Origin of the sequence: Curtobacterium sp. NPDC089689, assembly GCF_044749145.1 — a bacterium.
Lineage (GTDB): Bacteria > Actinomycetota > Actinomycetes > Actinomycetales > Microbacteriaceae > Curtobacterium.
On sequence record NZ_JBIVHJ010000002.1, the window covers coordinates 642669 to 656088 of the forward strand.

The following is a 13420-nucleotide window of genomic DNA, read 5'->3' on the forward strand; positions in this document are numbered from 1 at the left end:
TCTAGAGCTCCTGCGCGAAGTTGCCCTGCAGACGGGAGAACACCCGCTGCGCGCCGAGGAGGCAGACGACCCCGATGACGAACGCGATGCCGAGACGGAGCATGAGGTGCTCCGGGTAGACGACGTCCTTCGGGTCGTGCAGCCAGATGGCGTTCTGCATCCCGAGGACGGAGAGCGTGAGGGGGTTGTTCGTGTAGACGGCGAGGATCCAGTCGACCTTGAGCCGGTCCACGACCATCGCGTACGAGTAGACGATCGGCGATGCCCAGAGCAGCACCATGAGCCCGACGTCGATGACGAACTGCACGTCGCGCAGGTAGACGTTGAGCGCTGCGAGGACGAGGCCGATGGCCGCGCCGTAGACGAGGATCACGAGCAGCGACGGGATGAGGTAGACGAGTCCCTCGTGCCACGGGAACACCCCGATGACGAGGGTCGCCGCGATGAGGATGGCGAACTGGATGACGTAGTTCACCAGGGCGGCGCCCACGCTGGCGAGCGGGAACACCTCGCGCGGGACGTAGACCTTCTTGATGAGGCCCGAGTTGCCGACGATCGACCCGGTCGACCCGGCGACGATCTCGCTGAACAGCGTGTAGGCGCTGAGGCCCGTGAAGACGTAGATCGCGAAGTTGTCGATGCCCTTGGCCGCGCCGAGGATCTGCCCCATCACGAAGTAGTAGATGAGGAGCTGCGTCAGCGGCCGGACGAGCGTCCACACGAAGCCGAGCGCCGAGTCCTTGTACCGGGCCTTGAGGTCGCGCCGGACGAGCATGCCGAGCATCTCGCGCTGCCGGAAGACGTCGCGCAGCTCGCGCCAGGTCCCTCGGATCGCACTCGTCGGAGCGCCGACGACGACGAGGGGCTCATCCGCGAGCGCAGCCATGCGGTTGTGATCGACCATGCGTCTCTTCGTTCGTGGGGGCGGGACCGGGACAGCATACTCGGCGGGCCTCGCGCGCCGGCCGGAGCGGGCCGGGCGGCGTACAGGTGCGTTCCCCGTCTTGCCCGACAGCCGTCGTGCACCCCGTGCGGGGGTGATTGTGCCCGGATTCAACCCTCAACCTTCACTTTCGGGTTACCGTGGGCGCAACCCGGACCCTTGTCAACATCCACAGGACGGCCCGTCAGCATGCCCCTCGCATCACGGCCGATCGCTGCGTTCGCGGTGGTCGGCGCGCTCAGTCTCTTCGTGGCCGGGTGTTCCGCCGGCGACGGCGACCCGGCTCCCTCCACGTCCCCGACGGGTACGGCGACCACGTCGTCGAGCCCGTCAGCGACCGTTCCCGCCACCGGTGGCAGCGCCTCGGCAGCGCCGACGGGAGACGCGACGTCCGGCGCCGGCGGGGGCACCGGCTCGTCCGACGACGACGGGGGCGCGTCCGACGACGACACCCCCGGCGCGTTCCCGGGCTCGGGGGACACCGCGCAGCCGGACACCGACCCGGCCGACTTCCCGGCGACCGCTGTCGTCACGTTCGCGGGCTGGGACGCCGCGAGCCGGACGCTGCAGGCCGGAGGCCTCGTATCCGGCACGACGAACGCCTCGGGCACGTGCACCTTCACCGCGACGAAGGGCGGCACGACCCGAACCGCCACCAGCTCCGCACAGTCCAGCCCGAGCGCGGTCAACTGCGCGCAGGTGTCCTTCCCGGCCGCGAAGGTGTCCTCGGGCACCTGGTCGATCACACTCCAGTACTCGGTCGGGTCGAAGTCGACCACGTCCGACCCGATGACGGCGGAGGTGCCGTGATGCAGACCACCCGACCCCGCCGACGTCCCCTGCGGACCTCGCTCGCGATGGTCGCCGCGCTCGCGGTCGCCGTGACCGGGCTCACGTTCGGCACCGTGCTCGCCGAGCAGACCACGACCGAGTCCGCGTCCGCGGCGACCGCCAGTGCGTTCGACCCGGGCAACATCATCTCGGACGCGAACTTCTACGACGGGTCCGCGATGTCCGCGTCCGGCGTGCAGTCGTTCCTCAACAGCGTCGCACCGAACTGCCGGCAGCAGTCCGGGGGACCGAAGTGCCTGAAGGACTTCACGCAGAACGTCCCCGCGATCAAGGCCGTCGCCGGACGCTGCGCCGCGATCGCCGGCGGGACCAAGAGCGGCGCGACGATCATCGCGCAGGTCGGCTCGGCGTGCGGCATCAGCCAGAAGGCGCTCCTCGTCCTGCTGCAGAAGGAGCAGGGCATCGTCTCGACGCTCAAGCCGACGAACTACATGTACCAGCACGCCACGGGCTTCGCCTGCCCGGACACCGCGCCGTGCGACCCGGCCTACCGCGGGTTCGCGCAGCAGGTCTACGCGGCAGGGCTGCAGTTCAAGCGCTACCAGGCCTCGCCGACGTACTGGGCCTACCAGGCCGGCCGGAACAACTCGATCCTGCTGAACCCGAACGCGGCGTGCGGCCGCAAGACGGTCTACATCAAGAACCAGGCGACGGCCGGGCTGTACATCTACACGCCGTACACGCCGAACACCGCCGCGATGAACAACCTCTACGGCGAGGGCGACAGCTGCTCTGCCTACGGCAACCGCAACTTCTGGCGCATGTACACCGACTGGTTCGGCTCGCCCACGGGCGGCTCGTCGCCGATCGGCAGCGTCGACACGGTCAAGGGCGGCTTCGGACAGATCGTCGTCAGCGGCTGGACCGCCGACCCGGACACCACCGCCCCGATCCGCGCGCACGTCTACGTCGACGGCGCTGGCAAGGCCTCGCTCGGTGCGAACGGCCAGCGCGCCGACCTCGCGGCACGTCTCGGCGCCGGCAACACCGCGCACGGGTACTCGACGACGCTCACCGGCATCCGCTCCGGCAAGCACAACGTGTGCGTGTACGGCATCAACACGGGACCCGGGTCGAACGTTCTGCTCGGGTGCAAGGACGTGACGGTGCCCGGTGGCACGCCGACCGGAGCCATCGACGCCGCCTCGGCCGTCGCCGGGTCGCTGACGATCCGCGGATGGGCGATCGACCAGGACACCGCGGCCGCCACCCAGGTGCAGGTCCGGGTCGCCGGCAAGACGATCGGGACGCTCACCGCGAACCAGAAGAAGAGCGGCCTGAACACGGCACGGCCCGGCTACGGGGACGCCCACGGGTACTCCGGGACCGTTAAGGGCTTCCCCGGAGGCACGCGCACGGTGACGGTGCACGCGAAGGACCTGTCGAACGGCAAGTGGGTGCAGGTCGCGTCGAAGTCCGTCAAGCAGGCGACCGGGTACCCCTGGCTCGCCGTGGACGAGCTGGCGTCGAAGGCACCCGGCAAGCTCCTCGTGCGCGGCTGGGCGATCGACCCGGACACCACCGGCAAGGTGCGCATGGCCTTCTACCTCGACGGCAAGGGCCTCGCATCGCCGTGGGCCGACCAGACGAAGCCGGGCCTCGGCACGGCGAAGCCCGGCTACGGCGACGACCACGCGTACCGTCTCGAGAAGAGCGGCATCTCGGCGGGCAAGCACACCCTCTGCATCATCGCGATCAACCAGGGGCCGAAGGCGGTCAACGCGAGCACGTGCCGGTCCTTCTCCACCCCGACCGGTCCGCCGAAGGTGACGATCGGCACCGCGACCTCGGCCGGTCTCGGCAAGATCGCCGTCTCGGGCACCGCCTACGACCCCGACACGACCGCCGCGGTCGCGATGACCTGGACCGTCGACGGCAAGCAGGTCGCCACGGGCAAGGCCGACGTCACGGACGCAGCCTTCGGCAAGCAGTACCCGGGCTACGGGAGCGGGCACGGGTACGCCGCGACCCTGACCGGGATCGGACCGGGGAAGCACACCGTGTGCTCGGTGGCGAAGAACGTCGGTGGCGGGTCGGACACGAAGGCCTGCGCGACCGTCTCGGCGGCCTCGGGGAACCCGACCCTGCTGCTCGACGAGGTCTCGTCGCCCGACAAGGGCCAGGTGAAGGTGCGCGGGTGGGCCATCGACCCGGACACGGCGAACCCGGTGCGCGTCCACGTCTACATCGACGGCGTCGCGAAGAAGAGCATCGCAGCCGACCAGACGAAGTCGCTCGGCGCGACCTACGCCGGGTTCGGGACGAACCACGCGTTCAGCACGGTGGTGGGCAGCCAGACGAGCGGTGCCAGCGTGAAGGTGTGCGCCTACGCCATCAACACGGGCGCCGGGGCGAACACGTCGGTCTGCAAGAGCGTCACCGTCCGCTGACGCGGTCGGGTCGACTCCACTGACGGACGGGAGGCACGGTGCCAGCTGGCACCGTGCCTCCCGCCCTTCCGTCCGTCCGTCGGTCGGCGCGTCAGCGGCGCAGCGCCCGGCGCGCGACCTGCGTCGCCTTGTGCAGGGTGCGGTACTCGAACGAGTGCGTCAGCCCGTCGTAGCGGCGCGCGATGTCGTCCCGCTCGGTCTCGGCGGCGCGCCGGGCCGCGTCGAACCCGGCGGCGGCGGACTCGGAGGCGATGAGCCGCTCGTTGATGGCCTCGACACCGGAACGGTGCACGTCGCGTTCGGCGGCGGTCGCGCGGAGCTCCTCACGGAGGAGCGTCGCCCACCGCAGCATCGGCGCGCGGGCGCCGGAGCGACCGCGAGCGGAGGCAACCACGGCGTCGAGGACCGGCCCGACCTGCGACGCGCGCGCGGCGTACGTGTGCCGTGCGGAGACCACGGTGCGCAGGCGGTCGACGAGCGTGGTCCGCTCGGCCTCGGGCATCGCGAGGGCACGCTCGAGCGATGCCGCGTCGTCGTAGACCGGGACGTCGGACAGCCCGAGCTCGTCCAACCCCAGCGCGCAGTCGGTCACCGGCAGCGCGCCGGAGGCCAGCGACTCGAACAGGCGCGAGTTGAGCGTGCCGAACTCGGCGGCGGGCGCGATGACGTCGTCGACCACGAAGGCCGCTGCGCGGTAGACCTCCGGGAGCGCGAAGTACGACACCATCGGCCGGAGCTCGACACCGGGCGACGACTCGACGTGCTCGGCGTTGGCGGCGAACCAGACGATCGGTTCCGACGGTCGGACCGCCTGGAGGACGTCCTGCACGCGGCGTCGGACGCCCCAGAAGTTCACGGTGGTGACCGCGCGGTCGCTGCGGGGCACGTCCTCGAGCGGCGAGAAGAGGTCGGCGTCGACGGCGATCGGGACGACCTCGACGGGGCCGCTGCGGTGTTCGGCGACCGCGTCACGAGCGATGCCCGAGGACGTCCACACGGAGTCGAACTCGTCGAGGTACGGCAGCGACGCCCACTGCGCCGTCCAGTTCCGCACCCAGGCGACGAGCGCGGTCCCGGCGGGCACCAGCCCGGGGACGAACGACTCGATCATGCTCACGAGCACGGCGGTGTCCGCGGGGACCTCCTCGGCCCACCGCTCGATCGGCCAGAGCGCGACGCCCCACCCGTCCGCGTGCAGGGCCCGGGCGAGGCCCAGCGCGACGAAGAGGTCGCCCTTGCCCGCGGCGACGTCGTCGGTCGACACGGCGAACCGCACGGTGCCGCGGGGCCCCTCGGAGCACGCCCCGGCCGCGATGGCGGTGTACTCGGCCTCGAGGGGCGAGTGGGCGGGGTCGGTCGGGATGGCGTGCGTCGGCATCGTGTCATTCTGCACGACGCCCAGGGTCTCGACGGCGAAGGGCACGCTCCGCCTTGTAGGGTGTCATCGGCCGCTGGCGCCTCGGCGCCGGGCCACCGACACCACCACGCGAGCACGCGTGCGAGCAGCTGGAGGAACCGCGTGAGCGAGCGCAAGGCCGGAGTCGTCTCCGTCGTCCTGGTGAACTACAAGGGCACGGACGACACCCTCACGAGCATCGCGGAACTGCGGAAGCAGGACTGGCCGCAGGACAAGCTCGAGGTCATCGTCGTCGAGAACGGTTCCGGTCCGGAGCACCTCGGTCGGCTCAAGGCGTCGGACCTCGACTTCACCCTCGTCGACGCGAACGCCAACCTCGGCTTCACGGGCGGCTGCAACCTCGGCGTGTCGAAGTCCTCTGGTGAGGTCGTCGCGTTCCTCAACAACGACGCCCGCCCCGACACCGGTTGGGTGCGCGAGGCGATGGCGACGTTCGCCTCCGGCGCGGACATCGGCGCGGTGGCGTCGAAGGTCCTCGACTGGGAGGGCGTCAACGTCGACTTCACCGAGGCCGCGATGACCTGGTACGGCATGGGCTACAAGCCGTTCGCCGGGTCGCCGGACACAGGCCGCTGGGAGAGCGAGACCGACGTCCTGTTCGGCACCGGCGCGGCGATGTTCATCCGGGCGGAGCTCTTCGAGCAGCTCGGCGGTTTCGACGACCGCTACTTCATGTTCTACGAGGACGTCGACCTCGGGTGGCGCCTCAACCTGCTCGGCTGGCGCTTCCGGTACCAGCCGAAGTCCGTGGCCTTCCACAAGCACCACGCGTCGATGAACAAGTTCGGCGACTTCCGCGAGACCTACCTGCTCGAGCGGAACGCCCTCTTCACGCTCTACAAGAACCTCGGCGACGAGCAGCTCGCAGCAGCGCTGCCCGGGTCCCTCGCCCTCGCGGTCCGTCGCGCGGTCGGACGCGGCGAACTCGACTCGACCGAGCTCGACCTGCGCAACCCCGGCGACGACGGCGTGCCGACGATCCCCGTGCCGAAGACGAGCATGGCGGGCATCTACGGCGTCGACCAGTTCGTCGAGCAGCTGCCGTCGATGACGGAGTCGCGCCGGCAGATCCAGGCGACGCGCGTGCGCAGCGACCGCGAGCTGCTCCGCCTGTTCGGCAACCGCGACGAACCGGCGTACCCGATCGAGGACTACCTCGCCGGCTACGACAAGATCGTGCACTCCCTCGGCGTGCTCGAGGTCGGCACCCGCCGGCGCGTGCTCATCGTCACGGGCGACGCCATCGGCGAGAAGATGGCCGGTCCCGCCATCCGGGCGACCCAGATGGCGAAGGAGCTCGCGAAGGAACACGACGTCCGCGTGGCGAGCCTGACCCGGTCGGAGCAGATCGACCCGTCGTACGAGGTCGTCACGGTCCCGCACCGGCACCCCCGGCAGATGGTCGAGCACGAGGCCTGGGCCGACGTCATCGTCGTGCAGGGGCACGCCCTCCGGCTGTTCCCCGTGCTCGAGTCCACGCGGAAGATCCTGGTCGTCGACGTCTACGACCCGCTGCACCTCGAGCAGCTCGAGCAGGGCCGCAGCGACGACGTCGACCAGTGGAACCGGCAGATCCTCGACGCCTCCGACACGCTCAACCACCAGCTCGAGCTCGGCGACTACTTCATCTGCGCGTCCGAGCGGCAGCGCATGTTCTGGCTCGGCCAGCTCGCCGGCTCCGGCCGGGTGAACGCCCGCACCTACTCGCGCGACCCCGACCTCCGATCGCTCATCGGCGTCGTGCCGTTCGGGCTGTCGTCGACGCCGCCCGTGCACGACGTGCAGCGCGTCAAGGGTGTCGTGCCGGGCATCGGCAAGAACGACAAGCTCGTCGTCTGGGGCGGCGGCATCTACGACTGGTTCGACCCGATCACGCTCGTCCGCGCGATCGGGGAGCTCGCGGCGAAGAAGCCGAGCGTCAAGCTCCTCTTCATGGGCGTCCAGCACCCGAACCCCGACGTGCCCGAGATGGACATCGTCGCGAAGGTCCGGGCCGAGGCCGACGCGCTCGGACTCACCGGCAAGCACGTCTTCTTCAACGAGACGTGGATCCCGTACGAGGAGCGGGGCGCCTACCTGCTCGAGGCCGACGCGGGCGTCTCCACGCACTACGAGCACCTCGAGACGACGTTCTCGTTCCGCACCCGGATCCTCGACTACCTCTGGGCCCGGCTGCCGATCGTGACCACGGCCGGCGACTCCTTCGGTGACCTCGTGGCCGCGGAGAAGCTCGGCATCGCGGTGCACGAGCAGGACGTCACGGGACTCGCCGACGCACTCGAGACGGCGCTCTTCGACAAGAAGGCCCGGACCGAGTTCATCGGCAACGTCGACCGGGTGCGTGAGCAGTTCACCTGGGAGAACGTGCTCGCGCCGCTCGTCGAGTTCTGCCGCAACCCCGTCCGCGCCGCGGACAAGTCCGTCCGCGACACCGGGACGGCCGTCGCACCGCACGAGATGCGGGTGCGGGTGCCGGAGCGCAAGAAGCTCTACGGCGTCCGGCACGACCTCGGTCGTGCGGTGCACTACTTCCGGACCGAGGGCCCCAGGAGCGTCGCGGGCAAGATCAAGCGTCGACTGCAGAACCGGTGACGGCGCAGGACCCCACCGCACTCGTCGTCATCCCGACGTACGACGAGGCGGAGAACGTCCGCGGGATCATCGACGCGGTCCTCGGCGCCGTGCCCGCGGCGCACGTGCTCGTGGTCGACGACGGCAGCCCGGACGGCACGGGCGACATCGTCCGCGCCGTCTCGGCCGAGGACGGCCGCGTGCACCTGCTGCAGCGCTCGGGGAAGCTCGGCCTCGGGACCGCCTACGTGGCGGGCTTCCGGTGGGGGCTCGAGCGTGGGTACCCGCTGCTGGTGGAGATGGACGCGGACGGGTCGCACCCGGCGGGCCGGCTCCCGGCGATGATCGACGCGGTCCGCTCGGACGACGGGGTGCTCCTCGCGATCGGGTCCCGCTGGGTCGCCGGCGGATCGGTCGTGGACTGGCCGCTGCGGCGCGAGGTCCTCAGCCGCGGCGCGAACACGTACGCCCGGCTCGTGCTCGGCATCGGCGTGCACGACGTCACCGCGGGTTTCCGCGTGTACCGGGCGTCCGCGGTCGCCGCGATGGACCTCGACACCATCGACTCGAAGGGCTACTGCTTCCAGGTCGACATGACGCTGCGGGTCGACGCGCAGGGCGGGCGGATCGTCGAGGTGCCGATCCGGTTCCGCGACCGCGTCCACGGCGTGTCGAAGATGAGCGGCGGCATCGTCGTGGAGGCGATGCTCCGCGTGACGCAGTGGGGCTTCCAGCGCCGCTTCGGGCGTCGCCGCTGACCGCGACCCGCTGACCCGACCCGCACTCGGCGCGCGACGCGGCGTCCCGCACTCGGCGCGCGACGCGGCGACCCGCACTCGGCGCGCGACGCGGCGCACCGCGCCCGGCGCACTACCCGCCGGACGGGAGGGGTCGGACAGGGCGAGCCGTGCCTCCAGGCCGGTGCTCGGACGCTCGGACCCTCGAGCCGTCAGACACTCAGACCCGGGGCAGGTGGCGCCGCCACGAGCGCCGCCGCGCCGCGACGACGAGCACGGTGACGAAGACCATGAGTCCCGCACCGTGCAGGAGGTAGCTCTCCGCGGTGCTCGTCACCGCGAGGAGGACCAGGACCGCCGCCGGCCAGACGTAGGCCACGCCGGGGAACGTCGTCGCGGTCACCCAGGCACGTGCGAACGCGAGGACGGCGGTGATGCCGAGCAGGATCGTGCCCGCGAGCCCGATCTGCAACCAGGCGTCCACGAACGCGTTGAGCGCCGAGGTGAAGCGCTCGCCCGCCGGGTCGATGAAGGTGACGTAGGGGACCACGGCCTCCTGCGGCCACGTGCCGACCCAACCCCAACCCTGGATCGGGTACTGCGTGGTCAGGGAACGGATCTGCGCCCAGAGGTCGATGCGGGTCGCCGTCCCGCCCGCCGCGCCGATCTCGGCGAGCACCCGGTGCCTGGCGATGACACCCACCGCGACCATCGCCAGGACCGCGGCGCCCAGGACGCCGTTCACGACGGGTCGCGCGGTCGGTCGTGCGTGCCGCAGGGCCCACAGCGCGAGGGCCGTGACGGCCAGGGCGATCATGGCGAGACCCGTGATGGGGGACTGCACGAGCATGAGGGCGATCACGGCGAGGGCGGTCGACGCCACGGCGCGCCAGACGGTCACCGAGCGGGTGAGGAACTCGACGACGAACGTGACCAGGGCCATCGCTGCGATGAACCCCATGAAGTTGCGGGTGCCGCCGATGCCCTGGATCGGTCCGCCGTACGCGATGTCGCCTCGGATGCCGAAGGCGGGGATCGGGACGTCGAGCACGAGGCCGGAGAGGACCTCGAGGCCGAGGGCGACGACGAGCAGGATCCGGAACGCGTCACCGGAGGCGCGGATGACCTGCACGAGGTCGCGTCCGAGGGCGAGGTACAGGCCGAGCCCGACGAAGCAGACCGTGGCCGTCAACCCGCGGAGGGCGACCCACGAGTACTGGCTCCAGAGGACGCTGAGCGCGCAGTAGCCGACGAACGCGAGCAGCGACAGGGGGAGCACCCCGTGCCACTCGATCCGGTACCGCTGACCGAGGAGGCTGAGCCCGGCGAGCACCACGAGGGTGACGAGCACCGCCCACGTGCCGGCGCCGCCGACGAGCGCGGTGACGGTGGGCTCGCCGAACGCGAAGAGGACGATCACGGTCGCGAGGGCCTGGCTGAACCGCCCGCCCGCCGAGAACCCGATCCAGGCCGAGAGGTACCGGCGCGCCTGCACGCGTCTGGTCACCCGGCTGTCCGTCACCCGTCCATCTTCGCGTACCGCGGCGGCGTGCAGGTGCCACCCCGCGGCTGGTCGCCATCCACGAAACGCGATATCGACGATACGCTCTCGACGTGCAGCGCTGGGGGACCGTCCGGACCGCCGTCGTCGGTGTCCTCGGCCCCGCACTCGTCGGGCTCGTCGTCGCCGTCGTCGGGTGGCTGCGGCTCGGACCGGTCGCCGCCCGCACCGTGTGGGCGGAGGACGGCGGCGTGTTCCTCCGGGAGCGGGTGGCCGACGGTCCGTGGGACCTCCTGCAGCCGTACGCCGGGTACCTGCACCTCGTGCCCCGGATCATCGTCGACGCCGCGTGGGCGCTGCCCGTCGAGCGGTACGCGCTCGCCCTGTCGCTCGGCTCCTGTTGCGTCGTCGGGGCGGCAGCTGCGCTCGTGTTCGTGCTCGCCCGGCAGGTCGTCGGCCCCTGGCCGCTCCGGGCCCTGCTCGCGTCCGTCCCGGCGCTGCTGCCCCTCGCACCGTACGAGATCGCCGGGAACACCGCGAACCTGCACTGGTTCCTGCTCGCACTCGCACCGTGGGTGTTCGCGTACCGCGCCCGGAGCTGGTGGGCGGCGGCCGGCCTCGCCGTCGTCGCAGCGGCCGTGACGCTCACCGAGCCGCAGGCGGTCCTCTTCCTGCCGCTCCTGCTGCTCGCCTGGTTCCCCCGTCCCACCCGACGAGGCGGACGCCCGGACCTGCTGGCACTGCCCGTCACGGCGGTGGCACTCCTCGGAGCGGCGGCCCAGGTGGTCGTCGCACTGTCCACCCCGCGGACCCCGGCTCCCGCGACCCCGCGGCCGCTCGATGTCGTGGCCGGCTGGTTCGTGCAGCCCGTCGGCGGACTGTACCGACCGGGCGCGACGGACGTGGTCCGGTCGGTGCTCGCGCACGGCTGGTGGGTCGCCGTCGTCCCTGCGGTCGTCATCCTGACGCTGCTCGTCGCGGCCGTCGTCGTCGGACCCGCGCGGGCACGGTGGGTCGTGATCGCCCTGGCCACAGCGTCGTTCCTCGTCTGGGCAGCGGCGCTGTACGCGAACGGCGTCGACTCGCCGTGGGCACACCCGACACCCGCGCTCGCCGAGGCCGGTCCGCTGCGCTACGCGGCGGCCAGCGGCCTGCTGCTGCTCTCCGCAGCAGCCACCGCCGCCGGTGCCCTCGTCACGTGGGCGGACGGACGGGGCGGCATCCCCGGTGCGTCACGGTCCGGGCGGACGGGAGGCGCCGCTCGGCTCGCCGGGTCGGCCGCCGGCTGGTGCGGGGTCGCGGTGGTCGTCGCGTCGGTGGTGATCGGCGTGGCTCCCCAGGTCGTGGACCACGCGCCGGCGGAGTCCCGCCGGGCCGCAGGACCGGCCTGGGCGCCGCAGATCCCGGCCGCAGCCGCCGCCTGCCGCGCCGACCCGGGTCTCGACCTCGTCCGGGTGCGGACGGCCCCGTGGAGCGCGAAGGTGCCCTGCGACCGACTGCGCTGACGGCGGTGCCGCCGTGCCGCGCCGACCGCGCTGACGGTGGTTCCGCCCGGCGGGCCGCGGTCGGCTCCTGTCGGAGGTCAGGCGCGTTCGGACGGCACCCGTCGGAACGCGCGGCGGGCGGGCGGCGTGCGGGGTCCGTCACCCGTCGACACCGGCTCGTCGCCGACGAGCACGATGCGCGACTTGATCGCCAGGAGTGCGAACAGGATCCAGTTGCCCTGGTACAGCAACCGCGACTCGGCGACGGACTGCACGAGCAGCGCGACGACGACGAGGAGCGGGAAGAGCGTCACGGGGTCGAACGGACGCTGCTCGAGGCGCGCGTCGTACCCGATCCGCGTCGCGCCGGCCCAGCCCCGGTGCAGGGTCGTCAGGGCGTAGATCGCGAAGAGGACGAGACCGATGATCCCCGTCTGCATCCACACGTCGAGGTACGCGTCGTGCGCCTGCAGGTACGTCACGCCCTTGCGGTGTGCGAGGTCGGCGAGGGTGGGGATGCTCGGCCACCAGTAGCCGATCCACCCCCAGCCGACGACCGGGTGCTGGTCGACGAGTCCGAGGACCTTCCCCCAGATCTCACCGCGGCCCGTCGCGTCCGATCCCTTGCCGAGGAGCTCCGACACCGCACCGCGCGCGACGAAGGCGACCGCGGCGAGCACGAGGGCGACGGCCGCGACGACGAGGTAGCGCGGCGTGCGGCGGTCCGTGGGGGTCCGGCGGATCCAGAGCGCCACGACGAGCACGAGCGCGACGACGACCGCGGCCGCGGCGACCGTGGACGAGCGGGTGAGGAGGAACACGACGGCGGCGACGACGAGCCACCCGACGGCGCGTGCCCGACGGATGCGACCCTCGGCGAGCTGCACCCCGACGGCGATCGCCGCGAGCAGGGCCACCATCGCCAGGAGGTTCGCGTTGCCCGGCAGCCCCTGGATGCGGCCGCCGGTGAAGAGCTCGGCGCGCGAGAAGTAGAAGGCGTCCGGGATCTTCGCGTCCCCGTAGTCGGTCCACGCGGGAGCGATCGGGTGCCGGAGCACGACCGCGACGAAGGCCTCGAAGAGCAGCGACAGCGCGAGGACCCAGCGCATCGCGAGGCTCGTCGCGTCGAGGATGCGGCGCCAGGTGAGCGTCGACGCGACCGCGAACGCCACCGCGGCGCACACGACCTGCACCACGATGCTCGGCAGGGTCGCGTACCGCCAGTGTGACCAGACCAGCGACACCAGGCACCAGGCGAGGAAGAACCACAGCGACCGGGGGGTCCGGGTCAGCGGTGGCTTCGCGCGGACGAGGATCGTGACCCCCCAGGCGGCGACGAGTGCCCAGAGGACGCCGGCGCCGACCCAGGTGAGGGTGTTCGGCACCGCGTCGCCGGCGAACACCACACCGAGCAGGGTGCTCGCGAACGCGAACGCCTCCCGCTCCGGAACCGTCCCTCGAGCCACCGGCCACGTGTTCGTCACGTCGTCAGGGTACCGTCGCGCGCCCGCCGGTAGGCTCGCCG

At 71.8% G+C, this 13420-nt stretch carries 9 protein-coding genes; 5 read left to right on the forward strand and 4 right to left on the reverse strand.

Annotated features, from left to right (window positions below; translation table 11 throughout):
• Position 1: 1 nt before the first annotated feature.
• Positions 2–904 (reverse strand): ABC transporter permease, encoded by a 903-nt coding sequence (locus ACIPYW_RS11270; RefSeq protein WP_058726847.1) that lies wholly within the window; start codon positions 902–904, stop codon positions 2–4.
• 228 nt (positions 905–1132) lie between these two features.
• On the opposite strand from ACIPYW_RS11270, the gene ACIPYW_RS11275 reads away from it, so the two are divergent.
• Together ACIPYW_RS11275 and ACIPYW_RS11280 are read left to right on the forward strand one after the other, a co-directional pair.
• On the forward strand, positions 1133–1753 hold the full coding sequence (locus ACIPYW_RS11275) for a hypothetical protein (RefSeq protein WP_400413433.1): 621 nt from the start codon (positions 1133–1135) through the stop codon (positions 1751–1753).
• On the forward strand, positions 1753–4185 hold the full coding sequence (locus ACIPYW_RS11280; RefSeq protein ID WP_400413435.1) for a hypothetical protein: 2433 nt from the start codon (positions 1753–1755) through the stop codon (positions 4183–4185). The genes ACIPYW_RS11275 and ACIPYW_RS11280 overlap by 1 nt, the downstream gene beginning before the upstream one ends.
• 91 nt (positions 4186–4276) lie before the next feature.
• Here the strand turns inward: ACIPYW_RS11280 and ACIPYW_RS11285 are convergent, their stop codons facing one another.
• Positions 4277–5608 carry a glycosyltransferase gene (locus ACIPYW_RS11285; protein ID WP_400413438.1) on the reverse strand — a complete coding sequence of 444 codons (1332 nt, stop codon included), beginning with the start codon at positions 5606–5608 and terminating at the stop codon, positions 4277–4279.
• Positions 5609–5704: 96 nt separating this feature from the next.
• On the opposite strand from ACIPYW_RS11285, the gene ACIPYW_RS11290 reads away from it, so the two are divergent.
• Together ACIPYW_RS11290 and ACIPYW_RS11295 are read left to right on the forward strand one after the other, a co-directional pair.
• Positions 5705–8194 (forward strand): glycosyltransferase, encoded by a 2490-nt coding sequence (locus ACIPYW_RS11290; protein ID WP_400413440.1) that lies wholly within the window; start codon positions 5705–5707, stop codon positions 8192–8194.
• Positions 8191–8931 carry a polyprenol monophosphomannose synthase gene (locus tag ACIPYW_RS11295; protein ID WP_400413443.1) on the forward strand — a complete coding sequence of 247 codons (741 nt, stop codon included), beginning with the start codon at positions 8191–8193 and terminating at the stop codon, positions 8929–8931. The genes ACIPYW_RS11290 and ACIPYW_RS11295 overlap by 4 nt, the downstream gene beginning before the upstream one ends.
• 199 nt (positions 8932–9130) lie before the next feature.
• Here the strand turns inward: ACIPYW_RS11295 and ACIPYW_RS11300 are convergent, their stop codons facing one another.
• The gene (locus ACIPYW_RS11300) at positions 9131–10432 is read right to left on the reverse strand and encodes an O-antigen ligase family protein (RefSeq protein ID WP_400413446.1); all 1302 of its coding nucleotides are present in this window, start codon (positions 10430–10432) and stop codon (positions 9131–9133) included.
• A 92-nt stretch (positions 10433–10524) separates the two neighbouring features.
• On the opposite strand from ACIPYW_RS11300, the gene ACIPYW_RS11305 reads away from it, so the two are divergent.
• A complete protein-coding gene (locus tag ACIPYW_RS11305; RefSeq protein ID WP_400413448.1) occupies positions 10525–11916 on the forward strand; it encodes a hypothetical protein in 1392 nt (463 codons plus the stop codon).
• 77 nt (positions 11917–11993) lie between these two features.
• On the opposite strand, the gene ACIPYW_RS11310 is transcribed toward ACIPYW_RS11305, so the two are convergent.
• Complete coding sequence (locus ACIPYW_RS11310; RefSeq protein ID WP_400413451.1) at positions 11994–13379, reverse strand: O-antigen ligase family protein; 1386 nt, start codon at positions 13377–13379, stop codon at positions 11994–11996.
• Positions 13380–13420: the final 41 nt, after the last annotated feature.

Bases quoted from the DNA above. Each gene is read 5' to 3' on its own strand.
- ACIPYW_RS11270 (WP_058726847.1), bottom strand. From the start codon at position 904: ATGGTCGATCACAACCGCATGGCTGCGCTCGCGGATGAGCCCCTCGTC.
- ACIPYW_RS11275 (WP_400413433.1), top strand. From the start codon at position 1,133: ATGCCCCTCGCATCACGGCCGATCGCTGCGTTCGCGGTGGTCGGCGCG.
- ACIPYW_RS11280 (WP_400413435.1), top strand. From the start codon at position 1,753: ATGCAGACCACCCGACCCCGCCGACGTCCCCTGCGGACCTCGCTCGCG.